Below are 24,274 nucleotides of genomic sequence, written 5' to 3' on the forward strand. Positions count from 1 at the left end.
CGGGCTAGCCTGCGGTGTGCCGCCCTCGGAGGAGTCCCCCATCCGCGTCTTCCTGAGCTACGCGCAGGACGACGACCACGTGCTCGGCTTCATCGACCCGTTCACCCGCGCGCTGGAGCAGTTCGCCTTCTCCGACCGGGGTAGGCGCGTCGAGGTCTTCGTCGACCGCTCCGACCTGGTGTGGGGCCAGGAGTGGCGCAGCGGCATCGACCAGGCGATCGACAGCGCGCCGGTGTTCCTGCCGCTGATCACCAACCTGTACTTCGACCGCCCGTACTGCCGCAAGGAGCTGCACCGCTTCCACAGCGAGGCCGACCGGCGGGGCGTGCCGTCGCTGCTGCTGCCGGTCGTGCTGCTCGGGCACCGGATGCTCACCCCCGACCACGAGGACCCGCTGGTGCGGGTGATCAGCGAGCGCCAGTACCGGGACCTGCGGGAGGCGATGCTGGAGGGCAGCGGGTCGGCGGTGTGGCGGCGGGCGGTGCTGGCGCTGGCGGGCGACCTGGTGGACGTGGTGGAGGAGGCCGAGCGGGTGCTGGCCACCGCTCCCCCGGCCCTGGGCGCCGACGGGGACCCGCTGCTCGGCGCGTTCCGCGAGCGGCACCGGGCGGTGGGGGCGCTGCTGGCCGAGGTGCGCGCGGCGCTGTCGGACGAGCTGGTGGCCGCCGAGCGCGCCTCGACGCGGCCCGCTCCGGAGGCGCAGCGGATCGCGCTGGGCGTGGCCGCCTCGCTGCGGGTGCTCGGCGAGCGGTTCAGCGACGGGTGCCGGGACTACGAGGCGGCGGTGGCCGGGGCGCTGGCCCCGGAGCGGCGGGCGGGCGCGGCGGGGATGGCCGACGAGGTGGCGGCGCTGTGGGCGGACGAGCGGGCGGTGTCCGGACTGCTCGACCGCTTCCGGCCGCTGGAGGAGAAGTACGCGCCGCTGCGGCACACGCTGCGGACGCTGCGACGCGGCTGCAAGTCGCTGCAGACGGCGCTGCTGCTGGTCGAGCGCGGGTCCGGCTGAGCGGGGTCGGGCCGGGGAAGAGAACCGGCCCCGCCGCGTGCGCCGCGAGGCGGGGCCGGAGTCCGGCGGCACCTGGGGGTCGTGCGGGGGTGGCCGCGGGTACCGCGCGACCACCCCCTGCCCCTGGTTACGACGGGACGTGCACCGGGGGGATGTTCTTGACCCCGATGCGCTTGCGGAACACCCAGTAGGTCCAGCCCTGGTAGACCAGCACGGCGGGCGCGCCGAAGGCGGAGACCCAGGTCATGACGGTCAGGGTGTACGAGCTGGAGGACGCGTTCTCGATCGTCAGCGAGAACGCCGGGTCGACCGTGGACGGCAGCACGTTCGGGTACATGGCCCCGAACAGCGCGATCACGGTGGCCACGACCGCGAGGCCCATCAGCGCGAACGCCTGCCCCTCGCGCTTCACCCACAGCCGGGCCAGCGAGCCGACCGCCGCGAGCAGCACCACGACGGTGGCGCCCCAGGTGGCGGCGGTGCCGAACTCGAACTGCACCAGCAGCAGGGTCGCGACCAGCGGCAGCAGCGCGACCGGGGCCATCTTGAACACCAGCGCGCGGGCCCGCTCCCGGATCTCGCCCTCGGTCTTGAGCGCGGTGAACAGCGCGCCGTGGACCAGCGAGAACCCGGAGACGGCCAGGCCGCCGACGACCCCCTGCCAGGTGATGTAGCTGAACGGCCCGCCGACCCGGTCGCCGATCGCGTCGATCGGGAGGCCGTAGACGTTGGTGGTGAGCACGAAGCCGATGCCGAAGGAGGCGACCCAGGACGTCGTGATGATCACGAGGTCCCAGTTCCTGCGCCAGCGCTCGCTGTCGACCTTGCCCCGGTACTCGAAGGCCACGCCGCGCCCGATGAGCGCGACCAGGAACAGCAGCAGCGCGAGGAAAGCGGTGCTGAACAGCGACGCGTACCAGAGCGGGAAGGCGGCGAACGTGGCCGCGCCCGCGACGATCAGCCAGACCTCGTTGCCGTCCCAGACCGGTCCGATCGTGTTGATCATGACCCGGCGCTCGGTGTTGTCCTTGCCCAGAACCGGCAGCAGCATCCCGACGCCGAAGTCGAAACCCTCCAGGAAGAGGAAGCCCAGCCAGAACAGGGCGATCACGCAGAACCAGAACGTCTCCACGTCAGCACCCCCTCTCAGTACGCGAACGCGAGGACGTCGTCATCGTCATCGCTCTTGTCGTCGGAGTCCTTGTCCTTGCCGTCGCCGGTCGGGGCCTTCACCGGCGGCATGACGCCGGCGACACCGCCCGCGACGTACTTCTTGAGGAGGAAGCCCTCCACGACCGCGAGCGCGCCGTACAGCAGGGTCAGCACGGTGACCGAGGTCAGCACCTCGCCGACCGTGTTGGCCGAGACCGCGCTGGCGGTGAACATCCAGACCCCGTCGACGCCCGTCGGGTTCGGCGCGACCACGAACGGCTGGCGCCCCATCTCCGTGAAGATCCAGCCGAAGCTGTTGCCCAGGAACGGGGTGGCGATGCTGAGCAGCATCAGCCGGGGGAACCACTTGCCGGTCGGCGCCTGCCTGCCGCCCCTGACCAGCCACAGCGCCACCGCGCCGACCAGCGCCGAGATCGCGCCGAAGCCGATCATCAGGCGGAAGCCCCAGTAGGTGACCGGCAGCATCGGCACGTAGTCGATGGGCTGGCCGGACAGCTCGCCGAGCCGGTCGTCGACCGGGTAGTTCTCGCCGTACTTGGCCTGGTACTCGGTCACCAGGTCCTGCACGCCCTTGACCTCGCTGGAGAAGTCGTTGTGCGCCAGGAAGGACAGCAGGGCCGGGACGGTGATGCTCTTGACCGACTCGCAGTCCGCGCGGCTCACGTCGCCGACCGCGAAGATCGAGAACGCGGCGGGCTCCTCGGTGTGGCACAGCGCCTCGGCGGCGGCCATCTTCATGGGCTGCTGCTGGAACATCAGCTTGCCCTGGAAGTCGCCGGTGATGGCGAGGCCGACGAACGAGACGATGCCGACCCACGCGCCCAGCTTCACCGAGGCGCGCCACACGGGCTCCTCGTCGCTGCGCTTCCACAGGTGCCAGCAGGCGATGCCGACCAGGAACGCGGCGGCCACGGCGAACGCGCCGAAGATGACGTGCGGGAAGGCCGCGAGGGTGGTGTTGTTGGTGAGCACCTCGCCGATCGAGACCAGCTGCGGGCGGCCCTCGTCGGAGATGATCGTGCCGACCGGGTGCTGCATCCACGAGTTGGCGGCCAGGATGAAGTAGGCCGACAGCATCGTCGCGAGCGAGAACGCCCAGGCGCACGCCAGGTGCGCCTTCTTGGACAGCCGGTCCCAGCCGAAGATCCACAGCCCGAGGAACGTGGACTCGACGAAGAACGCCGCGAGGCCCTCCATCGCCAGCGGCGCGCCGAAGACGTCCCCGACGAAGCGCGAGTAGGCGCTCCAGTTCATGCCGAACTGGAACTCCTGGACGATGCCCGTCACCACGCCCATGGCGAAGTTGATCAGGAGCAGCTTGCCCCAGAACTTCGTCATGGCGAGGTACTTGCGATCGCCCGTGCGCACCCACGCCGTCTGCATCGCCGCGACCAGCAGCGAGAGACCGATCGTCAGCGGCACCATCAGGAAGTGGTAGACGGTGGTGATGCCGAATTGCCACCGCGACAGGTCGAGGACGTTCACACGGTGACCGTAAGTCGACATAGGGGTGGCATCTCAGGTGCCGTGGTCCTGCGGTGCCCGGGACCAAGGTCCCGTGATCGATCAGCGCAGCGCGTCCGCCACCTGCTGCGCGGCGGCCACCACTTGCGGACCGACCCGGTCGCCGACCAGCTCGTTGAGGGAGACCACCCCGACGCTGGCGCGCAGCCCGTGCACCCCCCTGACGGGGGCCGCTACGCCGAACGCGCCGTGTTGCAGCTCGCCCGATGAGACGATCCACTGCAACCCCTCGGTCGAGAGGCCGATGGCCCGTCCGGCCGCACCGCGGTGGGCCGGGTGCCGACTGCCGACCCGGTAGGCGACGTGAAAAGCGGTCCACGACGGTTCCACCACGGCTACGGCCTGTGCCTCCGCCCCGTCCGCGACCGTCAGGTGCGCGGTGGCGCCCACCGCCTCGGCGAGCTCGCGCAGCGCGGGCTGCGCGGCGATGCGCAGCTGCGGCAGCACGTTGGCGGCCAACCGCAGCACGCCGAGGCCCAGCCGGACCTTGGAGCCCTCGCGGCGCACCAGGCCGCGCGCCTGGAGCGGGACGAGCAGCCGGTAGACGGCCGCGCGGGACGCGCCGATGGCGGTGGCCAGCTCGCTGATGGTGGGCGCGTCGGACTCGGCGTCGGCGACGGCCTGGAGCAGCGCGAGGCCCCGCTCCAGGGTCAGCGAGCTCTCCTTCTGGTCGGCGCGCCCGGCCTCCGGTGACCGGCTCACGACTACCCCTCCCGGACCGGCGCGGCGGCCAGCACGGTGCCCACGACCTCGGCGAGGCCGACGACGGACCCGTCCGGGCCGGGGGCGGTGGCGGTGATCCGCACGGTGTCCCCGTCCGCCAGGAACGACCGCTCGGCGCCCGCGACCACCACCGGGTCGCGGCCGTTCCAGGTCAGCTCCAGGAACGAGCCGCGCTCGTCGACGCCGGGCCCGGAGACGGTGCCGGAGGCGATCAGGTCGCCGGGGCGCACCGGGGCGCCGTTGGACGACAGGTGCGCGAGCTGCTGGGCGAACGTCCAGGACATCTCGCGGAACGGCGGCCGGGAGACCACCTCGCCGTTCCACTCGACCTCCAGGGTCAGGTCGAGCCCCCACGGCCGCTCCTCCACCAGGTGCGGCAGCACCGGGTTGGGCAGCGCGGGCGGGGCGACCCTGGCGGCGGAGAACGCCTCCAGCGGGGTGATCCAGGCCGACGCGCTGGTGGCGAAGGACTTGGCGAGGAACGGGCCGAGCGGCTGGTACTCCCAGGCCTGCACGTCGCGCGCGGACCAGTCGTTGACCAGGACGACGCCGAACACGTGGTCGGCGGCCCGGTCGGGGGTGAGCCGGGAGGCGGGCGGGCCGCCGCACACGAAGCCCACCTCGGCCTCCACGTCCAGCCGGGCGCTGGGCTCGAAGACCGGGCCGCCCTCGGCGCGGCGCTGGCCGCGCGGGCGGACCACGGGCGTGCCGGACACGACGACCGTGCCCGCCCTGCCGTGGTAGCCGACCGGCAGGTGGGTCCAGTTGGGCAGCAGCGGGTCGCCGTCCGGCCGGAAGATCCGGCCGACGTTCTCCGCGTGGTGCCGGGACGAGTAGAAGTCGACGTAGTCGGCGACGGTGAACGGCAGGACCTCGCCGCCCAGGTCGGTCAGCGCCGCGCCGCGCGGGGCGGTGGGAGCGGTGACCAGGTCGACCAGCCGGGCCCGCAGCTCGCTCCACGTGGCGCGGTCCGCGCGCAGCAGGGGGTCCAGGTCGGGCGCCGACACCAGGTCGGCCAGCCGCCCGAGGGACCCGGCGAGCGGGCGCAGCGGCAGCGCGCGGTCGCCCACCCGGACGGCCACGCCGTCCGGGGTGACGCCGTAGGGCAGCGTCTGCGGCCCGAACGGGTGGTCCGGGCCGAACGCCGGGTCCTCGATCCAGCTCACAGCAGGCCCAGCTCCTCCAGGTCGCGGATCGGGTCGGCCAGCGAGCACGAGCCGTAGGAGGCGAACACGCCGCGCACCGCGTGGGCGGCCTGGTCGGACAGCGCCTTGGCCTCGGCGGTGAGCGCCTCGGCGTCGGTGCTGGACAGCGCGGCGCGCACGTCCCCGCCGGACAGCGAGCGGGCGGTGGCGACCAGCAGGTTGAGGAACCCGTGGTGGGTGAACCCGGTCTCCGGGTCCTCGTGCCGCACCGCGTGGTGCAGGCCCGCGGTCGCCTTGAACGCCACCCCGCCGCCGCTGACGACGGCCAGGAAGTCGGCGACCTCGTCCACGCTCGGGAAGTTCTCCTTGCGCATCCCGCCGCAGCGCAGCTTGGGCCAGCTGCCGTGCTCGATGACCCGGCGCACCCCGTCGAGCCACTCGGCGCCGCCCCTGCGCGGTTCGACCACGCGGATGACGTCCTCGGGGACGAACTCCGAGACGCGCTCCAGCCACACCTCGTCCACGTCGGAGGGGGCGGGCATCTCGACCATGCGCAGCGCGAGCAGCTCGCTGCGCGATTCCACGATCGACACCGCCTTCGGGACCCCGCCGAGACCGGTGTCGATCACGAGCGACAGGGCGACCGGTTTGACCGGCTTCACCTTGATCAGCTCGGTGATCAGCTCGGCCAGCCGGGAGGCCGGGCACAGGAACAGGTTCAGCGGTCCGGCCCAGTCGCCGGAGCGCGAGTCCAGGTAACCGCGCACGGCGTCGGCCATGGTCGCGTCGCCGGGAGGGAACAGCGCGGCGTCGTCCACCAGCCGCGCGAGCAGTGGTGGTGTGCCGCGAGGACCGGGCGCACGGAGTTCGAAGGCGCTTGACACGGCTGACACGCTAGTGGCGTACCGGTCAATGAACAAAGATGTCCGATTATCGAACGTCCGGGGTGACCGATGCCGCACTACCGCCAGGTCGGGGAGATCCCCCGAAAGCGCCACACCCAGTTCCGCTCTCCGGACGGCTCCCTGTACGCGGAGGAGCTGATGGGGGTGGAGGGCTTCTCGGCCGACTCGGCCCTGCTCTACCACCGCCACCTGCCCACCGCGATCGTCGACGCGGTGACCGTCCCGGACACCCGAGGACCCCTCGTCCCGAACCTGCCGCTCAAGCCCCGCCACTTCAAGACCGGTCCCCTGGTCGGGTCGGGCCCGGACGGCCGAGGCGGAGCGGCGGACGCGGTGACCGGCCGCAGGGTGCTGTTCGGCAACGCGGACGTGGTGATCTGCTTCGCCGCCGCCACCGAACCCAGCCCGCTGTACCGCAACGCCTTCGGCGACGAGCTGCTGTACGTGCAGTCCGGCGAGGGCGTGGTCGAGACGATCTACGGCGCGCTGGTGGTCGAGTCCGGGGACTACGTGGTGCTGCCGACCTCCTGCACCTACCGGCTGGTGCCCCGGACGCCGATGCGCCTGCTGGTGCTGGAGGCCACCGGGCACATCGGGCCCCCGAAGCGGTACCTGTCCGCGCGCGGGCAGTTCCTGGAGCACTCGCCGTACTGCGAGCGGGACCTGCGCGGGCCCGCCGAGCCGCTGCTGGTGGACGGCGAGGACGTGGACGTGCTGGTGCGGCACCGCGCCGGGCTGACCAGGATGACCTACGCGGCGCACCCGTTCGACGTGGTGGGCTGGGACGGCTGCCTGTACCCGTGGGTGTTCAACATCGGGGACTTCGAGCCGATCACCGGGCGGGTGCACCAGCCGCCGCCGGTGCACCAGACGTTCGAGGGGCCCAACTTCGTGGTGTGCTCGTTCGTGCCGCGCAAGGTCGACTACCACCCGCTGGCCGTGCCGGTGCCCTACAACCACGCGAACGTCGACTCGGACGAGCTGATGTTCTACGTGGGCGGGGACTACGAGGCGCGCAAGGGCTCCGGCATCGGGCTCGGGTCGCTGTCGCTGCACCCGGCGGGCTGCGCGCACGGGCCGCAGCCGGGGGCGGTGGAGGCCTCGCTGGGCGCGGAGGCGTTCGACGAGACCGCCGTCATGGTGGACACGTTCCGGCCGCTGGAGCTGGGCGAGGCCGCGCTGGCGGGCGAGGACCCGAGGTACGCGTGGTCCTGGTCGCGCCGGGGGCCGGACCCGGGCTGAGCGGGCGTTCGGCGGGGCCGGGTCCGCCCGAGATCGGGACGAGCCGATCGGCGGGCACCCGGCGTCGCCGGGCTCCCCCGGTTCGGGCGTCCCCCGAACGGCCGTCAGTCCTTCGAGCGGTCACGCCCAGTGCCGCCCCCGGAGCCGCGCTCGCGGGGGCTCCCCCTGGCCGACCCGCGCTTGGTGCGCCCAGCCTTCACGCCCTTCGCCGCGCCGCCCGCCTGCTTCCCGGTCCCGCGCCGCACGGGCGCGCGCAGCACCCGCGCCGGGAACAGCTTCGGCACGCCCCGGAAGGTCACCACGGTGTTGCCCTGCCGGTCCGGCAGCACGAGCCAGGCCCTGCGGTGCTTGCCGATCCGGCCGCGCACCAGGGGCCCGGCGCCGCGCACCTCCAGCACCGAGGACCTCTCCTCGCCGTGCACGACGAGCCTGCCGTTGCTCCAATGGACGCGCGCGAACCGCCACGGCTCCTCGCGCATCGCCCCGGCGGGCGACGGCCTGCGCACCAGGCCCCAGGCGATGGACCCGAGCGAGAACGCGAGCAGCACGAACGGGACGTGCGAGGGCACGTCGGACCAGAGGACCAGCACCAGTTGAGCGGTGAACGCCAGAGCCCCGAGGACGACCCAGCCGAAGACCCGCCTGCTGGCCGTCTCGAGGCAGTGGTGGGTCCAGCGGTCATCGATCGCCGCCCCTTCGGTGGACGGCTGGTTGGGCACGACCACGAGCACCTCCGCCAAGCACGATCAGGGTACGTCCACCGGGGGACTTCCTTTTCCACCGCACGGCAAGTTAGGCTGCCCTAAGTTGGGGAGGTGACGCGGTGACCGAGATCCGCAGACCACCCGCGCCGCACCCGGCCGAGCGCGCGCGGACCATCGCCACCAGGGGTGGGCGCGCCGCGCTGCTGCCACCGGACGGCGCCGAGGACCGGGTGGTGCCGGAGCTGCACCACGTGCACGCCTGCGGCGAGGCGACGCTGCTGCTGCCCGACGAGCACCCGCTGGTGGCGCGCGCCGCGCTCGGCGAGGTGACCTCGATGCTGGAGATCGCCGACCACGCCGCCGTGCCGCTGCGCGAGCCGGTGCGCGGCCTGCTGTGGATCACCGGCTGGCTGCGCGCGCTCGACGGGCAGGACGCCCGCGAGGCCTGCCTGGAGGTCGCCGAGGAGCACCCCGACCCGCGCCTGCTCGACGTCGGCCACGGGCTGACCGCGCTGCGCCTGGTCCCGGCCTCCCTGGTGGTCGCCGACGCGGAGACCACGACCTCGCTGCGCCCCGAGGTGTTCGCCCAGGCCGAGCCCGACCCGTTCTGCGGCTACGAGGACCACTGGCTGCGGCACCTGGAGCTCTCGCACCGGGACGTGGTGGGGCTGCTGGTGCAGCACCTGCCCGAGGCGCTGCGCGGCGGGCACGTCCGGCCGCTGGGCCTTGACCGGTTCGGCCTGCGGCTGCGGGTGGAGCTGGCGGACACCGACCACGACGTGCGGATCGCGTTCTCCCGCCCGGTGGCGACCCCGTCCGAGTTGTCCTCGGAGCTGCGCAGGCTGATGGGCTGCCCGTTCCTGGCGCAGCGCCGCTAACGTGTGCTGGTGATCGACCAGAGGAACGAGCCTGCGGAGTTCGGGCCGGAGCGGTTCACACCCGACCAGCGCAAGGGCTACCAGGTCGAGCTGCTGCTCGTCTTCAGCGTCACGCTCGGCCTGTCCGGGCTGCGCAGCCTGGTTCGGCTGGTGGACAGCCTGCTGCGGCCGGTCCCGCTGAACCAGCAGACGGTGGCGATCAACGTCCCGCAGGCGCGGTTCGACCTGCTCGACCTGATCGCCCAGCTGCTGAGCGTGCTCCAGCTGTCCGCGTGGGGCGGGCTCGGCCTGTACCTGCTGTGGCGCAGCGGGGTGACGTTCAAGGCCGTCGGCCTTGACCGGGCCCGCCCCGCGTTCGACGCGTGGGGCAGCCTCGGGCTGGCCGCGCTGATCGGCGTCCCCGGCCTGGCGTTCTACCTCGTGGCCTGGAACCTGGGGCTGAACCTGGCCGTGCAGCCGTCCACGCTGGACTCCTGGTGGAGCGCCATCACGCTGACCCTGGCGGCGGCGGGCAACGCCTGGGCCGAGGAGGTCCTGGTCGTCGGGTTCGTCCTGACCCGGCTGCGGCAGCTGGGGTGGAAGGACAACACCTCGCTGGTGGTCGCCGCCGTGCTGCGCGGCTCGTACCACCTGTACCAGGGGTTCGGCGGGTTCATCGGCAACGTCGTGATGGGCCTGGTCTACGGGAAGTTCTGGCAGCGGACCGGCAGGCTGTGGCCGCTGATCGGCGCGCACACCCTGCTCGACGTGGTCGCCTTCGTCGGCTACTCGCTGCTGCGCGACCACCTGTCCTGGCTGCCATGACCGCACCGCCGGAAGATCGGGCGCGATCGGCCGAACGGCCCCGCCGGGGCCGGGCGGGGAGGACAATCGGGGCATGACGACGCTCGCCGACGAACTGGTCCTCATCTGCTACTCGGACGAGGGCAAGCCCTCGTTCACCCACCCGATCCTCGGCTACGGGGTGACCGGCGCGCTGCTCACCGAGCTGGTGCTGGCGGGCCGGGTCGACCTGGCCGACAAGAAGGTCGTGGTCACCGACCCGACCCCCACCGGCGAACCGGCCGTGGACGCCCTGCTGGCCCGGCTCGCCGAGGCGGACAAGCCGCGCAAGCCGCAGCAGTGGATGCACAAGCTCTACAAGGAGAGCACGACGAAGGTGCTCGACGGCCTCGTGGAGCGCGGCGTGGTCCGGCGCGAGGCGGCCAAGGTGCTGCTGGTCTTCCCGACCACCCGCTACCCGACGCCGGACGGCAGGCAGCCCGCGCTGGAGGCGGACGCGCGCGCCCGGCTGCGCGCCGCGCTGGAGGGCGACGGTCCGGTGGACGAGCGGACGGCCGCGCTGTGCGCGCTGATCGGGGCGGCCCGGCAGGAGCGGAAGGTGCTCCCCGACGTGCCGAAGGACCGGCTCAAGGCCAGGCTGAAGGAGATCGGCGAGGGCGCCTGGGCCTCGGAGGCGGTGCGCAAGGCCATCGACGAGATCCAGCTGGCGCTGGTGGCGGGTGCGGCCGTGGCCGCCGCGGGAGCCTGAAGCGCTGCGCAACGTTTCGATGGTCGTTCGCCGGTAATTCTTCACGATTCGCTGCCCCGAGCGTCGAACGCGATCGAATTGTTCGGAAAGACTCGCTCTGAACTGCTGTTTCCGCCGGTCCGGGACTACCCTCGGCAGGGTGACCGCGCACATCGAGCACACCCAGTCCGCCACCCCCGCGCCCGGACCGGCGCCCAGGGTGGACAGCGAGGTCGGCCCGCTGCGCACGGTGCTGCTGCACCGGCCGGGGGCCGAGTTGAAGCGGCTGACCCCGCGCAACAACGACCAGCTCCTGTTCGACGGCGTCCCGTGGGTCGACCGGGCGCAGGAGGAGCACGACGCGTTCGCCGGGGTGCTGCGCTCGCGCGGCGTCGAGGTGCTGCTGCTCGGGGACGAGCTGGTGCGGGCGCTGCACGACGACCGGGCGCGCATCGCGGGCGTGCACAGCGCGGTGGACGAGCGCAGGCTCGGCATCCACCTGGCGGACGCGCTGCGCTCGCACCTGTCCGGTCTGGCCCCCGACGCGCTGGCGACCATCCTGACCAGCGGCATGACCTTCGAGGAGCTGCCCGCCGCCGAGGGCGCCTCGCTGGTGCGCCGGATGCACCAGCCGGGCGACTTCGCCGTCGACCCGCTGCCGAACCTGCTGTTCACCCGCGACTCGTCGGTGTGGGTGGGCGACCGGGTGGCGATCACCTCGCTGGCCATGCCCGCGCGCGGCCGGGAGACCGCGCTGACCGACCTGATCTACGCCTACCACCCGCGCTTCGCGAAGACCGGCCGCGCCTACGGGGCGCACTCGGCCCCGCTGGAGGGCGGCGACGTGCTGCTGCTCGCGCCGGGCGTGCTGGCCATCGGCGTCGGCGAGCGCACCACCCCGGCGGGCGCCGAGTCGTTCGCCCGCTCGGCGCTGGCGGACGGGCTGGCGCACACCGTGCTCGCCGTGCCGATCGCGCAGCAGCGGGCCACGATGCACCTGGACACGGTGTGCACGATGGTCGACCGGGACGCCGTGGTGATGTACCCGGCGGTGCGGGACAACCTGTTCGCCTACCCGGTGCGCCAGGACGGCTCGGGCGGGGTGCGGGTCTCCGGGCCGAGGCCGTTCCTGGAGGCGGCGGCGGAGGCGATGGGCATCGACCGGCTGCGGGTGATCGACACCGGGCTGGACGCGGTGACCGCCGAGCGGGAGCAGTGGGACGACGGGAACAACACGCTCGCCGTGGGCCCCGGTCTGGTGGTGGCGTACGAGCGGAACGTGGAGACCAACGCGCGCTTGGAGGAGGCGGGGGTCGAGGTGCTCAGGATCAGCGGTTCGGAACTGGGCTCCGGCCGGGGCGGGCCGCGCTGCATGTCCTGCCCGATCGACCGCGCGCCGCTGGTCTGATCGCCCCGCACCGACCCGACCTGCCCGGACAGCGTGGTCCGGGTTCGCCGGGGAAGGTTTGCCTAAACTATTTTAGGTAATCCTATCCGTATTTGGGTTAGCCTTTCCTTGAATGCGCAAGGGTATTTGTTCCTCTATTATCGGGGACATGGCCCTCAACCTGAAGAAGCTCCCCACCGAAACCTCCTCGAAGTTCCGCGAACTGCTCCAGGCGCAGATCGGGAACGAGTTCACCGCCTCGCAGCAGTACACCGCGATCGCGGTCTGGTACGACTCCCGCGACCTCCCCCGGCTCGCCGCGCACTTCTACGCGCAGGCGCTGGAGGAGCGCAACCACGCCATGATGCTGGTCAAGTACCTGCTCGACACCGACGTGCCGGTGACCGTCCCCGGCGTCGGCGAGGTGCGCAACGACTTCACCTCGGCGCGCGAGCCCGTCGAGCTGGCGCTGGCGCAGGAGAAGACCGTCACCGAGCAGATCGTGGCCCTGGCCAAGGCCGCCCGCGACGAGGGCGACTACCTGGGCGAGCAGTTCCTGCAGTGGTTCCTCAAGGAGCAGGTGGAGGAGGTGTCGTCGATGAGCACGCTGCTGACCGTGGTGGACCGCGCCGACGGCAACCTGTTCCACGTGGAGAACTTCATCGCCCGCGAGCTGAGCGCCGAGGGCGACGACCCGACCGCCCCCGCCGCGGCGGGTGGCGCGCTCTAACCCGCGCGGGGCCTGGACGCGCCCGCCGCACCTCCGTCGACCGGGGGTGCGGCGGGCGTTCGGCTGTCCGGGGTGGTTCGGGCAGGCGCCGGTCGGGTCAGCCGGGCCAGGTCTGGAGCAGCCCCGTGCCGGGGTGGCAGTTGACGTACTCGGCGGTCAGCCCGCCCTCGGGCAGCACGTGCACCTCGTGCCACAGCCGCACCTTCATGCCGGGGCCGTACACGAGCGCGATCTCCTCCCAGAACGCCTTCAGGATGTCCTGGTGCGTCTGGTGGTGGTGCGCCCAGCGCAGGAGGTCCCCGATGCCGCGCCACCAGGCGATCGTCTCGGAGCCCGCCGCCCGCGCGCCGTTCGCGTCGAGGTTGTTGACCAACCTGGTGGACAGGCAGCCGCTCTCGTGCAGGTTGTCCTGGAGGTACGCGACGGCCGTGCGGTACGCGGGCTCGACCCCGTCCCGGTAGGAGGCCAGCTGGTCGTCGGGCGCGGTCGACCACTCCTGGGCGGTGCGGATCCAGCACAGGCCCTCGGGGGACGGCTCGGCCAGCCTCACCCGGCGACCGCGCGGCGACTCGCCGGGCGGCAGGTCGGTGACGGGCTCCTCGGCGCGCTCCCCCGCGAGGTCGCGGTGCGCCGCGGCGGGCATCCGGTCCAGCGCGGCGCCGTCGTAGTCGTGCAGGTTGGTGGGGCCGGTCGCGGCCAGTCGCGCCGGACCGCCGGAGAACTCGGCCGAGTAGATCGTCTCGAACCGGTCGAGCGGGGTCACCGAGGTCTCGTGCCAGTGCCCGAGCGGCCCGTCGACGGGCAGGGAGTCCCACCAGGCGCGCACCGGCTCGCTCCTCCACCAGGCGCGGTGCGCCTCGGGGTCCGACCAGTAGCAGACGGCCATCTCGCTGTCGTCGTCGCTGACCCGCTCGACCAGGGCGGGGCCGCTCTCGCCCGCCGCCAGCTCCAGCACGCGGGCGATGGCCTTCACGCCGGCCGCCGAGTCGTCGGTCTGGACGCCGACGCGGGCCACGACGAGGTGGGTCGCCCCCTCCGGCCAGCGCACCTCCTGGGCGGGGCCGCTGCGCGGAACGTGCTCCTCCGGCCGGTGGGCGGTCGCCCGGTCGTCCAGTGGCAGGGAAGACAACGGATACCTCCTGTGTCCAAAGGCCTACAGCGAGTAGGACCTGAAGATCAGGATGAGCCGTTCGGACTAAAGACGTAAGCCCCAGTTCCGTGACCGTTGGTCACAGCGCGTTTAAGATCCACTACAGGACGGGTGGCGGGCGGAAGACCCCGTCGGGATCGGGCTCGAAATCCAGCACCGCGACCACCGAGTCGGTCGGGATCGGGCCGTACACGTGCGGGTACCAGGGGCCGGACTCGTCGCCGTCCCCCGGCTCGTACAGCACGGGCAGGCCCTCCGGGTCGACGACCAGGAGGACCAGCCCGGACCGGTTCCGGTAGCGCGCGTTCGCGGGCAGGTGGACGGTGCCGGGGTCCGCGCAGTGCACGAACCCCTCCAGGTCGAGCGGGATCGCCCCGCTCTCCCTCGCCTCCGCCCAGTCCGCCCGCGTGCTGATCCGCAGGAGCACTTGTCCACACCTCCTGTGGAAAGCTGTGGATGAACCTGTGGACAACTCGCCCACCGCCGATCGCGCCCTCCTAGCGGAGGGTGATCTGCCGCCCCCGCAGGCCGTCCCGCGACCGCCGCTCCGCCTCGCTCAGCGGCTCGGAGTCCAGGCTCGCCAGCGCGTCCAGCAGCCGCTTGCCCAGCGCCTCGGCCGGACCGGCCCACTCGCTGGAGTGCGACTCGCGGTCCAGGTCCCACACCGGCACCAGCAGGCCGTGCGCGCGGAACGAGCCCGCGTAGCGGGTGCCCTCGCCCAGGTCCAGCTCGCCGCGCACGGACAGCCGCGCCAGCGCCGCCAGCAGCTGCTCCTCCGGCTCCGGCCGCACCCAGCGCAGGTGCGCCTTGTCGCCCGCGTCCACCCAGTAGGCGGCCGTCACGCCGGGCGCGTCGACCCGCTCGGTCGGCAGGATCGCCGCGTTCGCCCGCTCCAGGGACAGCGCGACGTCACCGGCGGGCTCGTTGCCCGGCGGCATCCACCACGCGAAGTCGGTGTGCAGCTCGGGGCTGACCTGCGCCTCGACGTCCAGCAGGTCCTGCAGGCGGCCGGGGTTGGTCCCGTCCTCCGGGCCGACCACGGGCAGCACGTCGCCGGTCTCGGCGGTGTAGGCCCACTGCACGGCGCGGGCCAGGTCGCGGCTCAGGTCGCCGGAGCGGGTCTGCACCTGCAGGCCCACGAACGCGGTGCCGTCGGCGCGCACCAGACCGGCGGCGGCCATCGGCAGCACCGAGGCCAGCACGACCTCGCGCGGCGCGTCCTTCAGCGGCAGCTTCACCGTCGCCGAGGGCACGAACTCCCGCAGCGCGATCAGCTCGGCCTCGGCCGCCAGCCCGGCGAAGGGCCTGGCGACGATGACGTCGGCCCCGCCGTCCGCGCCCCCGTGGCACGCCTTGTAGCGCTTGCCGGAGCCGCACGGGCACGGCTGGCGCGGGTTCACCCCGTCCGCCGACTTGCTCTTCACAGCCGTCCGCTTGGCCACGACGAAGCCTCCTCCTGGTTCAGGGGGCCAAGTCTGCCGCAAGGATCTTGCGGGTTCGCGCCGGGTGGTTGGTCGCCAGGAAGCGGACGCCCCGCTCGCGGCACAGCTCGATGTCGGGCGCCGTGTCCACCGTCCAGCAGTAAGCGCCCCGGCCCCGCCCCGGCGAGCGGCGCAGCAGGGACACCCCCGGCCCCGGCAGATCCGCCCATTCGGGTAGCCGCCGGGGCCACAGCCGGTCGAGCAGCCAGACCGTCGGGACGGCGGGGGCGAGCGCCTTGAAGCGGCGCACGGCGAGCGCGGAGAACGACATCATGTGGACGTCCAGCGAGTGCCTGGCCAGCTCCTCGGCGAGCTTGGCCTCCACCAGGCCGCCGGTGCCGACCGGGTGCTTGGTCTCCACGAACAGGGCTTTCCCGTGGTCGGCGGCCAGGCAGGCCAGCTCCGCGAAGGTCAGCACGGGGGCCGGGTCGCCGCCGTGCCAGGAGCCGAAGTCGAGGGCGCGCAGCTCGGCGAGGGTGAGCGCGCCGACCGCGCCCCGCCCGTCGCTGGTGCGGGAGACGGTGCGGTCGTGGACGCAGACCAGCTGCTCGTCCCTGGTCAGGCGGACGTCGCACTCCAGCGCGTCGGCGCCCTCGGCGACCGCCAGCTCGTAGGCGGCGAGGGTGTGCTCGGGCAGGGCCGCGGAGGCGCCTCGGTGGGCGACCACTTCGGGGGACACGGGCCTGGATGCTCCCCGGTGGTCGTGGGTGGCGGCAAGCGCTCGCCGGTCGGGTCACAGCGGTCGGGGCGCAGCGGTCGGGGCGCCGGGATCGCGGCGCGGGGGTCGGGTCACCGCAGTCGGGCGTCCTGGTCGCGACGCCGGGGTCGTGGTTCGGAACCGGGCTCCGGCCACCCGTCCGGTCACGGTCGGCTGTCCCTTCGGGCGGGTGTCGCGTTTCCGATGGACGCGAGCGGTCCTCAAGACCTACCGTCCGGGGTCGTGGCGCCTTTCGACCAGAACGACCCCTCCTTCATCGCGGACCCGTACCCGGTCTTCGCCGCTCTGCGCGCCAGGGGCGAGGTGCACTGGCACGACGGGATGGGGCTCGCGGTCGCCGTGTCGCACGCCGCGTCGTCGGCGGTGCTGCGGCACCGGGGCCTCGGGCGGCTGTGGACCGACGCCAAGCCGCTGGAGGAGTTCGCCTCGTTCAACCTGCTGCACCGGAACTCGCTGCTGGAGAACGAGGGGACCACGCACGCGCGGCTGCGGCGGCTGGTGTCGGCGGCGTTCGGGCGCGGGCACGTCGAGCGGCTGCGGCCCCGGATCGCCGAGCTGGCCGACCGGCTGGTCGACGGGCTGGTCGAGCGGGTGCGCGCGGACGGGTCGGCCGACCTGCTGGAGCACGTGGCCGGGCCGCTGCCGGTGGAGGTGATCGCCGAGCTGCTGGGGGTGCCGCACTCGGAGCGGTCGCTGCTCCAGCCGTGGTCGAACGCGATCGTGAAGATGTACGAGCACGGGCTGGCCGAGGACAAGCGGGCGGCGGCCGAGCAGGCCGCGCGGGAGTTCGTGGCGTACCTGCGGGAGGTCGTGGCGCTGCGGCGGCGCCAGCCCGGCGACGACCTGGTGTCCGACCTGGTCGCGGTGACCGACGCGGACGGGGCCCGGCTGAGCGAGGACGAGCTGGTGGCCACGTCGGTGCTGCTGCTGATGGCCGGGCACGAGGCGACCGTGAACGTGATCGGCAACGGGGTGCTGGCGCTGGTGGAGCACCGGGACCAGTGGGAGCGGCTGGTGGCCGACCCCGGCCTGCTGGAGACCGCCGTCGAGGAGCTGATCCGGTACGACTCGCCGCTCCAGCTGTTCGAGCGGACCGCGACCAAGCGGGTGGAGATCGCCGGGCACGTGGTGGAGGAGGGCGCGAAGATCGCGGCCCTGCTCGGCGCGGCGGCGCGCGACCCCGAGGTGTTCGAGCGGCCGGACGAGTTCGACGTGGGGCGCACGCCCAACCAGCACCTCGGGTTCGGCATGGGCATCCACTACTGCCTTGGCGCGCCGCTGGCGCGGATCGAGGTGCAGGCGGCGGTGGACGCGCTGCGGCGGAAGCTGCCGGGGATGGAGCTGGCGGCGGTGCCGAGGCGGCGGGAGGAGTTCGTGATCCGGGGGCTGCACGAGCTGCCGCTGGGCGCGGGCTGAGCTCTCCCCGGTGTCGCCCGTCAGCGGTGGTGGCGCGGGGGCAGGCGGTGGCCGAGATCCTTGAGGACGGCGCGCAGCCGGTCGGGGTAGTCGGTGATCAGGCCGTCCACGCCGTCGCGGATGAGCTTGCGCATGGTCGCGGGGTCGTTGACGGTCCACGGGATGACCTTCAGCCCGTTCCGGTGCGCGTCCCTGACCAGTGCCTCGGTGGTGAACGGGACGTAGTCCGGGTCGCCGACCTCCCCGTTCTGCGGGTTGCCGTGCACCGGGGACAGCGCGGAGGCTCCGAAGCTGCGGGCGGCGCGGGCCGGGCTGCCGCCGAAGTCGGCCAGGTCGAGGCCGCCGGTCCAGGGCGAGCCGGGGACGAGGAACTCGGGCTGGGTCAGGGCGATGACCGGCAGTCGCGGGGCGACCTTGCGCCACAGCATCAGGGTCCCCCAGTCGAAGGACTGGATCGTCACGTTGCGCTCGAAGCCGGAGCGGCGGACCTCGCGCCAGGTGACGTCGACGAACTGCTCGCGGGGCGCGGTCTCGTGCGGGGCGGCGGCCTCGACCTTGGTCTCGACGTTGAACCGCACGTCGTGCGCGCGGTAGCGGCGGGCGAGGGCGAACACCTCGGCGAGGGTGGGCATCCGGGCGCCGGGCGACAGCTCCTGGTCGGGGTGCTGGGCCGAGCGGCGGGAACCGCAGTCGAGCGTGCGGACCTGGGCGAAGTCGAGGTCCTTGACGTACTTGCCCGCGTAGGGGAACTCGGGGTCGCCCGGCCGGGCGGGGGCGGTGTCGGCGCACTTGGCCGGGTTGGTCCTCCGGTCGTGCGTGACGACCTCGCGGCCGTCCCTGGTGATCTGGACGTCCAGCTCCAGCGTGGTGACGCCGACCTCCAGCGCCTTGGCGAACGCGGCGAGCGTGCTCTCGACGGTGAGCCCGATGCCGCCCCGGTGCGCTTGGAGGTCGAAGTCCCGCTTCCCGTGCCCGTGCCCGGCTCCGGCCGTGCCGGGGAGCAGGAGCATCACCACGAGTGCCGCGCCCAGTGCCCGCATGTCCCCACCGTGGCAGAGCGGGCGGCTCCGGCTCAGGGCCTGTTCGGGGGACGCCGGGTGAACTCCGGGGGGCGGCGCGGTGGCGGTGGGGGCTACCTGGGTGAACCGGATGCCCTGATCGCGCGCAGCTCGGGCGCGGGGGCGTCCTTCACGCCGACGACGCGCATCCGGCGCAGCGAGGCGGGGTCGAGCGGCAGGAGCAGGGTGGTGACGCGGCGGATCACGACGGCGGTGGTGAGCGCGACGCCCGCCGCGAGCAGGTCGGAGGCGGCGTGCAGCAGGACGCCGTCGGCGAGCGCCTGCACGCTGGTCCGGAACGACCAGGCGAGGGTGAAGGCGAAGAACAGCGCGGAGAGCACCCAGAGCGCCCACCAGCGCAGCAGCAGCTTGGAGGGCTTGGGGCGGGCGTCGGCGGGCAGCCGGAGGGCGGCGTGCTCCAGTTCGGCGAGCACCGAGCCGGGGACCACCAGGTTCACGCCGGGCACGACCAGGCCGAGCACCAGCTCGCGCTCGGAGCGCGAGGGGGCGTAGCCGGAGGCGGCAGCGGCGGCGGCGCGGGCGCGGCGGACCCACAGGAAGGACAGCACGAGCGCGATGGCCGAGGTGATCCCGGCGACCGCCGAGGCGGCGACGACCATGGCGTCGGAGACGCCGACGACCGTGGCGGACAGCGCGCCGGTGCGGCTGAGCAGGAGGAGCGCGTAGCGCCAGACCTCGCTGCCCGCGGCCCACAGCGCGGTCATCCCGGCGAGGCCGAGGGCGTGCGAGGCGGTGCGGGCGAGGCGCTGCACCTGGTCGATCCGGTCGAGCGGCCGGGCCTCGTCCAGCGCGACCGACGTGGGCCAGCGCCAGGCGAGCAGCGGGAAGCCCCAGCGCGGCGGCACCGGGTAGGACGGGGGTCCGGCGTAGGGCCGCCGGGCGCCGCCGAACCGGCGGGCGGGGTAGGCGCCGGGCGGCGGGGTCGCCACCCAGTCCACCCGCATCGGCTGAAGCGGTCGCACGTCAGATGACCTCCGGCTCCGCGTCGGGCAGCTCGGCGACCAGCGGCCTGCCCTGCAGGGACCAGGTCTGCATCCCGCCGTCGACGTTCACGGCGTCCCACCCGTTGGCGTTGAGGTACTGCGTGACGCGGGCGGACCGCCCGCCCATCCGGCAGACGACGTAGACGACGTCCGCCTCGGGCACCTCCCCGAGCCGCCCGGCGAGCTCGCTCATGGGGATGTGCACCGCGCCGGGCGCGTGCCCGGCGGCCCACTCGTCGACCTCGCGCACGTCGAGCAGCACGGCGCCTTCGGGCAGCTCGGCCGGAACGTCGGACACTTCAACGCTGGGAACCGTCACACGGGACATGCTGCCACGGGTGGCATCGGGAGGGCATGAAGCCGGAACTCGCGTGGCGCGCGCTCTCGGCGCCCCCGGTGGGGAAGATCCCGGCCCGCACGCCGGAAGGCCGCCCCCGCCGAAGCGGGAACGGCCTTCCGGGTGGTTCGTGCGGCGCGTCAGTGCGACGTGGCCTTCTCCGCGCCCGTGCCGGTCAGCGCGCGGACCTCCATCTCGGCGTACTTCTCCGGGTTCTTCTCCTTCGACAGGACCGTGCCGAGGTAGCCCAGCAGGAACGCCAGCGGGATCGAGATGATGCCGGGGTTCGACAGCGGGAACAGGTCGAAGTCCATCGACGGGAACATCGAGGTCGGCTTGCCGGACACCGCGGGCGACAGGACGATCAGCACCAGGGTCACCGACAGGCCGCCGTAGATGCTCCACAGGGCGCCCGCCGTGTTGAAGCGCTTCCAGAACAGCGAGTACAGGATCGTCGGCAGGTTCGCCGACGCCGCCACCGCGAACGCCAGCGCCACCAGGAACGCCACGTTCTGGCCGTTCGCCGCGATGCCGCCGAGGATCGACACGACGCCGATGACGATGGCCGTCCGCCGCGCCACCTTCACCTCCGCGTCCTTGTCCTCGACCTCGCCCTTCTTGATCACGTTGGCGTAGATGTCGTGCGCGAACGACGCCGACGCGGTGATGGTGAGCCCGGCGACGACCGCGAGGATCGTCGCGAACGCGACCGCCGCGATCAGGCCCAGCAGCAGCGGCCCGCCGATCGCCTCGGCCAGCAGCGGGGCCGCCGAGTTCGCCTTGCCCGGCGCCGCGTTGATCTTGTCGGGGCCGACCAGGGCCGCCGCGCCGTAGCCCAGCACCAGGGTGAACAGGTAGAACAGGCCGATCAGCCAGATCGCCCACACGACCGAGCGGCGCGCTTCCTTCGCGGTGGGCACCGTGTAGAAGCGCATCAGGATGTGCGGCAGGCCCGCCGTGCCGAGCACCAGGGCGAGGCCGAGCGAGAGGAAGTCCAGCTTCGTCGTGCCGGTGGCCCCGTACTGCAGGCCCGGACCGAGCAGCTTCTCCCCCGCCTTCGGCGCGTTGTCGACCGCCGCGCCGAGCAGCGTGGACAGGTTGAACCCGTACTTCGCCAGCACCCAGACGGTCATCACGCCCGCGCCGACGATCAGCAGCACGGCCTTGATGATCTGCACCCAGGTGGTGCCCTTCATGCCGCCGATGAGCACGTACGCGATCATCAGCGCGCCGACCACCGCGATCACGATCGCCTGGCCGCCCTTGCCGGTGATGCCGAGCAGCAGCGCCACCAAGCCGCCCGCGCCCGCCATCTGCGCCAGCAGGTAGAAGAACGACACGACCATGGTCGACGTGGCCGCCGCCGCGCGGACCGGGCGCTGGCGCATCCGGAAGCTCAGCACGTCGCCCATCGTGTACTTGCCGGTGTTGCGCAGCAGCTCCGCGACCAGCAGCAGCGCCACCAGCCAGGCCACCAGGAACCCGATGGAGTACAGGAACCCGTCGTACCCGTAGACCGCGATCGCCCCGGCGATGCCGAGGAACGACGCGGCGGACAGGTAGTCGCCCGCGATGGCGATGCCGTTCTGGGGACCGGTGAACGCGCGGCCCGCCGCCAGGTAGTCCGCCGCGGTCTTGGTGTTGCGGCTGGCCCTGATGACCACGACCAGGGTCGCCGCGACGAAGAGGCCGAAGATGCCGATGTTCAGGACGGCGTTGGTGTTCACGCGTCGCCCCCTTCGAGCTCGTGCCGGATCTTCTCGGCGGTGGGGTCGAGGTTCCGGTTCGCGTGCCGCACGTACAGCGCCGTGATGGCGAACGTGGACACGAACTGGAGGAGCCCGAGCACCAGGCCCACGTTGATGTTCCCGACGAGCTTGGTCGACATGAACCCGTGCGCGTAGTCGGCCAGCAGCACGTAGAGCACGTACCAGGTCAGGAACAGGCCCGCCATGGGGAAGACGAACGTCCGCAGCCTGCGGCGCAGCTCGGTGAACTCGGGGCTGGACTGCACCGCCACCCAGTCGGTGCTGTCGGGGGAACCGGGGGTGGGCCCGGCGGAGTCCTCGGTGGTGCTCACAGGTCCCCTCCTCGCGTACTCGGCGACGATGTCGGCGGCATGAACGGCACGTAAGTCCTCCTGGTGCGTTCTGGTACGCCGAGGACCGTAAAGAGACGTAGGTCACTCCGGGTAGTCCCTGAACGTGCTATTGCGCCCAACTGTCGAGTGATGCGACGAGCGGTAGGGAAAGTGAGACGAAGGGATAACGCGGTGAGCAACGTCACCGTTCACCGGACGGTGTGAACCCCACCACCCGGTTGGCGCTGCCGATCGGCCGACCAGCGCACGTCCCGCCCCCCTCGTCCGCCCGCTCAGCCCCCCGCCACGCCCCGGTGCTGCCCCTCGCCCACCTTGCGCGCGCCGCCGCCGGGCGCGAACCGCGCCCCCCGGTCGCGCATGAACCCCAGCCGGTCGGGCGCGTGCAGCCGCAGCAGCACCTGGTTCACGTCCGCGGGCCTGCTCGGCTCGGTCAGCTTGCTGATCCAGACCATGGTCAGGAACGCGATCGGCACCGTCACCAGCGCGGGCTGGGCCAGCAGCGCGGGCGCCCAGTCCCCCGTCGCCTTGCTCACCGCCGTCACCACCTGCGACAGGATCACCAGCCCGCCGCCGACGACCAGCCCGGCCACCGCGCCGACCCAGGTCAGCCCCCGCCACCAGATGCCCAGCAGCAGCAGCGGGCAGAACGTCGACGCGGCCAGCGCGAACGACATCGCCACGGTCAGCGAGGCGTCGCTGCGCGGCAGCAGCAGCGCGAGGCCGATCGCGACCGCGCCGGTCAGCACCGTCGCCCACCGGAAGTCCCGCACCTTGCCGCGCAGGATGTCCGTCGACACCACCCCGGCCACGCTCACCACCAGCCCGGACGAGGTGGACAGGAACGCCGCGAACGCGCCCGCCGCCACCACCGCCCCCAGGATCTGCCCGAGCACCCCCGGCAGCACCGTGCTCGGCAGCAGCAGCACCGCCGCGTCGGTCTTGCCGGTCACCAGCAGCTGCGGCAGGTACAGCCGGGAGATCACCCCGAGCACGGTCGGGAAGACGTAGAACAGCCCCAGCAGGTACAGCACGTGCAGCGCCGTGCGCCGGGCCGCCCGGCCGTCCGGGTTCGTGTAGAACCGCACCAGCACGTGCGGCAGCCCCATCGTGCCCAGGAACGTCGCGAAGATCAGCGAGTAGGTCTCGAACAGCCCGCCCAGCCCGTCGGTCTGCGGGCGCAGCCACACGTCGTTCGAGCTCGGCGCGCCCTCCACCACCGGCACCGGCGAGCCCGTCGTGAACCGCAGCTCGGTGCCCTTGGCGACCGAGTACACCTTCGGCGCGCCGCCCGCGTCCGGCCCCCAGTACGCGGGCCCGTCCGCGCGCGCCCCGTCCACCTCGCCGACCACGTGCAGCTTGGTCAGCGCGGTGACCTCCAGCCGCACCGGGTCGACGGTCGTCACGGTGACCGGCTCGTGGAACAGCAGCACGCCCTCGGCGTCCACGGACTGCGCGCTGTTGCCCGGCCCGGTCAGGAACACCGCGAACAGCACGAACGTCGGCGCCGAGATGGCGAACAGCTTGCCCCAGTACTGGAACGCCTGGACCAGCGTGATCGCCCGCATCCCGCCGCCGAGCACGTTGGCCACCACGATCAGCGTCACCAGCACGCCGCCCAGCCACGCGGGCAGCCCGGTGATCGTGTTCAGGGTCAGCCCGGCGCTCTGCAGCTGCGGCACCAGGTACAGCACCCCGATGCACACCACGAAGAACGTGCAGAAGTGCCGGAGCTTGCGCGACCCGAGCCGCGCCTCGGCGAAGTCGGGCAGCGTGTACGCGCCGGACCGGCGCAGCGGCGCGGCGACGAACAGCATCATCGCCAGGTAGCCCGCGGTGAAGCCGATCGGGTACCAGAGCGCGTCGACGCCGTCCTTGAGGATCAGCCCGGCCACGCCCAGGAACGACGCCGCCGACAGGTACTCGCCGGAGATGGCGGCGGCGTTGCGGGTGGCGGGCACCGCGCGCCGGGCGACCAGGAAGTCCGGGGTGGTGTTGGCCCGGCGGGAACCCACGTAGCCCAGCAGGAACGTGACCACCGCGACCACGGCGACCAGGCTCAGGCTCCACAGGTTCTGCACCATG

At 72.9% G+C, this 24,274-nt stretch carries 24 protein-coding genes; 8 read left to right on the top strand and 16 right to left on the bottom strand.

The genetic code is table 11. From position 1 onward, the window contains the following. Positions 1-16: 16 nt before the first annotated feature. Positions 17-1,006: a toll/interleukin-1 receptor domain-containing protein gene (locus LV78_RS06915; protein WP_253843897.1), complete on the top strand. Its 990-nt coding sequence runs from the start codon at positions 17-19 to the stop codon at positions 1,004-1,006. 127 nt (positions 1,007-1,133) lie between these two features. On the opposite strand, the gene cydB is transcribed toward LV78_RS06915, so the two are convergent. The 5 genes from cydB to LV78_RS06940 form a co-directional block, all read right to left on the bottom strand. Further along, entirely contained in the window at positions 1,134-2,138 is a 1,005-nt protein-coding gene (cydB, locus tag LV78_RS06920) for a cytochrome d ubiquinol oxidase subunit II (RefSeq protein WP_253843898.1), read from the bottom strand. Between the two features lie 14 nt (positions 2,139-2,152). Then, the gene (locus tag LV78_RS06925; protein ID WP_253843899.1) at positions 2,153-3,664 is read right to left on the bottom strand and encodes a cytochrome ubiquinol oxidase subunit I; all 1,512 of its coding nucleotides are present in this window, start codon (positions 3,662-3,664) and stop codon (positions 2,153-2,155) included. Positions 3,665-3,745: 81 nt separating this feature from the next. Further along, entirely contained in the window at positions 3,746-4,405 is a 660-nt protein-coding gene (locus LV78_RS06930) for an IclR family transcriptional regulator (protein WP_253843900.1), read from the bottom strand. 2 nt (positions 4,406-4,407) lie between these two features. Continuing rightward, positions 4,408-5,592, bottom strand: coding sequence for a fumarylacetoacetate hydrolase family protein (locus LV78_RS06935; protein ID WP_253843901.1), 1,185 nt, complete (start codon positions 5,590-5,592; stop codon positions 4,408-4,410). Continuing rightward, positions 5,589-6,455 carry a hypothetical protein gene (locus LV78_RS06940; protein WP_269770681.1) on the bottom strand — a complete coding sequence of 289 codons (867 nt, stop codon included), beginning with the start codon at positions 6,453-6,455 and terminating at the stop codon, positions 5,589-5,591. The genes LV78_RS06935 and LV78_RS06940 overlap by 4 nt, the downstream gene beginning before the upstream one ends. A 69-nt stretch (positions 6,456-6,524) precedes the next feature. Here LV78_RS06940 and LV78_RS06945 point away from each other — a divergent pair, with 69 nt between their 5' ends. Next, positions 6,525-7,718 (top strand): homogentisate 1,2-dioxygenase, encoded by a 1,194-nt coding sequence (locus LV78_RS06945; protein WP_253843902.1) that lies wholly within the window; start codon positions 6,525-6,527, stop codon positions 7,716-7,718. A 104-nt stretch (positions 7,719-7,822) separates the two neighbouring features. Here LV78_RS06945 and LV78_RS06950 read toward each other — a convergent pair whose 3' ends face one another. Then, positions 7,823-8,449 (bottom strand): hypothetical protein, encoded by a 627-nt coding sequence (locus LV78_RS06950; RefSeq protein WP_253844306.1) that lies wholly within the window; start codon positions 8,447-8,449, stop codon positions 7,823-7,825. Between the two features lie 92 nt (positions 8,450-8,541). Here LV78_RS06950 and LV78_RS06955 point away from each other — a divergent pair, with 92 nt between their 5' ends. The 5 genes from LV78_RS06955 to LV78_RS06975 all read left to right on the top strand — a co-directional run bounded on the left by LV78_RS06955 (position 8,542) and on the right by LV78_RS06975 (position 12,927). Beyond that, on the top strand, positions 8,542-9,300 hold the full coding sequence (locus LV78_RS06955; protein WP_253843903.1) for a DUF2470 domain-containing protein: 759 nt from the start codon (positions 8,542-8,544) through the stop codon (positions 9,298-9,300). Positions 9,301-9,309: 9 nt separating this feature from the next. After that, the gene (locus tag LV78_RS06960) at positions 9,310-10,104 is read left to right on the top strand and encodes a CPBP family intramembrane glutamic endopeptidase (RefSeq protein WP_253843904.1); all 795 of its coding nucleotides are present in this window, start codon (positions 9,310-9,312) and stop codon (positions 10,102-10,104) included. 73 nt (positions 10,105-10,177) lie between these two features. Beyond that, positions 10,178-10,831 carry a GOLPH3/VPS74 family protein gene (locus LV78_RS06965; protein WP_253843905.1) on the top strand — a complete coding sequence of 218 codons (654 nt, stop codon included), beginning with the start codon at positions 10,178-10,180 and terminating at the stop codon, positions 10,829-10,831. Between the two features lie 139 nt (positions 10,832-10,970). After that, a complete protein-coding gene (locus LV78_RS06970) occupies positions 10,971-12,218 on the top strand; it encodes an arginine deiminase (RefSeq protein ID WP_253843906.1) in 1,248 nt (415 codons plus the stop codon). 148 nt (positions 12,219-12,366) lie between these two features. Continuing rightward, positions 12,367-12,927 carry a ferritin gene (locus tag LV78_RS06975; RefSeq protein WP_253843907.1) on the top strand — a complete coding sequence of 187 codons (561 nt, stop codon included), beginning with the start codon at positions 12,367-12,369 and terminating at the stop codon, positions 12,925-12,927. Between the two features lie 97 nt (positions 12,928-13,024). On the opposite strand, the gene LV78_RS06980 is transcribed toward LV78_RS06975, so the two are convergent. From LV78_RS06980 to LV78_RS06995, 4 genes are all read right to left on the bottom strand, one after another. Further along, on the bottom strand, positions 13,025-14,056 hold the full coding sequence (locus LV78_RS06980; protein ID WP_253843908.1) for a phenylacetaldoxime dehydratase family protein: 1,032 nt from the start codon (positions 14,054-14,056) through the stop codon (positions 13,025-13,027). Between the two features lie 121 nt (positions 14,057-14,177). Beyond that, the gene (locus LV78_RS06985) at positions 14,178-14,504 is read right to left on the bottom strand and encodes a DUF952 domain-containing protein (RefSeq protein ID WP_253843909.1); all 327 of its coding nucleotides are present in this window, start codon (positions 14,502-14,504) and stop codon (positions 14,178-14,180) included. 70 nt (positions 14,505-14,574) lie between these two features. Then, entirely contained in the window at positions 14,575-15,519 is a 945-nt protein-coding gene (locus LV78_RS06990) for a DUF5926 family protein (protein ID WP_253843910.1), read from the bottom strand. 19 nt (positions 15,520-15,538) lie between these two features. Next, positions 15,539-16,237, bottom strand: a complete 699-nt coding sequence (locus LV78_RS06995; RefSeq protein ID WP_253843911.1) for a glycerophosphodiester phosphodiesterase — start codon at positions 16,235-16,237, stop codon at positions 15,539-15,541. Positions 16,238-16,459: 222 nt separating this feature from the next. On the opposite strand from LV78_RS06995, the gene LV78_RS07000 reads away from it, so the two are divergent. Next, positions 16,460-17,692 (top strand): cytochrome P450, encoded by a 1,233-nt coding sequence (locus tag LV78_RS07000; RefSeq protein ID WP_253843912.1) that lies wholly within the window; start codon positions 16,460-16,462, stop codon positions 17,690-17,692. A 20-nt stretch (positions 17,693-17,712) separates the two neighbouring features. Here LV78_RS07000 and LV78_RS07005 read toward each other — a convergent pair whose 3' ends face one another. From LV78_RS07005 to LV78_RS07030, 6 genes are all read right to left on the bottom strand, one after another. Beyond that, positions 17,713-18,732, bottom strand: coding sequence for a glycerophosphodiester phosphodiesterase family protein (locus tag LV78_RS07005; protein ID WP_253843913.1), 1,020 nt, complete (start codon positions 18,730-18,732; stop codon positions 17,713-17,715). A 92-nt stretch (positions 18,733-18,824) separates the two neighbouring features. Next, the gene (locus LV78_RS07010) at positions 18,825-19,733 is read right to left on the bottom strand and encodes a DUF4328 domain-containing protein (protein WP_253843914.1); all 909 of its coding nucleotides are present in this window, start codon (positions 19,731-19,733) and stop codon (positions 18,825-18,827) included. Between the two features lies 1 nt (position 19,734). After that, entirely contained in the window at positions 19,735-20,082 is a 348-nt protein-coding gene (locus LV78_RS07015; protein ID WP_253843915.1) for a rhodanese-like domain-containing protein, read from the bottom strand. 149 nt (positions 20,083-20,231) lie between these two features. After that, positions 20,232-21,818, bottom strand: a complete 1,587-nt coding sequence (locus LV78_RS07020) for a monocarboxylic acid transporter (RefSeq protein WP_253843916.1) — start codon at positions 21,816-21,818, stop codon at positions 20,232-20,234. Beyond that, a complete protein-coding gene (locus LV78_RS07025; protein WP_012782707.1) occupies positions 21,815-22,171 on the bottom strand; it encodes a DUF485 domain-containing protein in 357 nt (118 codons plus the stop codon). Before LV78_RS07025 ends, LV78_RS07020 begins: the two co-directional genes overlap by 4 nt. Before the next feature lie 293 nt (positions 22,172-22,464). Next, the gene (locus tag LV78_RS07030) at positions 22,465-24,273 is read right to left on the bottom strand and encodes a sodium/solute symporter (protein ID WP_253843917.1); all 1,809 of its coding nucleotides are present in this window, start codon (positions 24,271-24,273) and stop codon (positions 22,465-22,467) included. Between the last annotated feature and the right edge of the window lies 1 nt (position 24,274).

It is taken from the genome of Actinosynnema pretiosum (assembly GCF_024171695.1).
GTDB classification, from domain to species: domain Bacteria; phylum Actinomycetota; class Actinomycetes; order Mycobacteriales; family Pseudonocardiaceae; genus Actinosynnema; species Actinosynnema pretiosum.

What these genes read in the sequence shown, in the direction of transcription:
- LV78_RS07000 (WP_253843912.1), top strand. Translation starts at nt 16,460, where the DNA reads ATGGACGCGAGCGGTCCTCAAGACCTACCGTCCGGGGTCGTGGCGCCT.
- LV78_RS07005 (WP_253843913.1), bottom strand. Translation starts at nt 18,732, where the DNA reads ATGCGGGCACTGGGCGCGGCACTCGTGGTGATGCTCCTGCTCCCCGGC.
- LV78_RS06975 (WP_253843907.1), top strand. Translation starts at nt 12,367, where the DNA reads ATGGCCCTCAACCTGAAGAAGCTCCCCACCGAAACCTCCTCGAAGTTC.
- LV78_RS06965 (WP_253843905.1), top strand. Translation starts at nt 10,178, where the DNA reads ATGACGACGCTCGCCGACGAACTGGTCCTCATCTGCTACTCGGACGAG.
- LV78_RS07015 (WP_253843915.1), bottom strand. Translation starts at nt 20,082, where the DNA reads ATGTCCCGTGTGACGGTTCCCAGCGTTGAAGTGTCCGACGTTCCGGCC.
- LV78_RS06945 (WP_253843902.1), top strand. Translation starts at nt 6,525, where the DNA reads ATGCCGCACTACCGCCAGGTCGGGGAGATCCCCCGAAAGCGCCACACC.
- LV78_RS07030 (WP_253843917.1), bottom strand. Translation starts at nt 24,273, where the DNA reads ATGGTGCAGAACCTGTGGAGCCTGAGCCTGGTCGCCGTGGTCGCGGTG.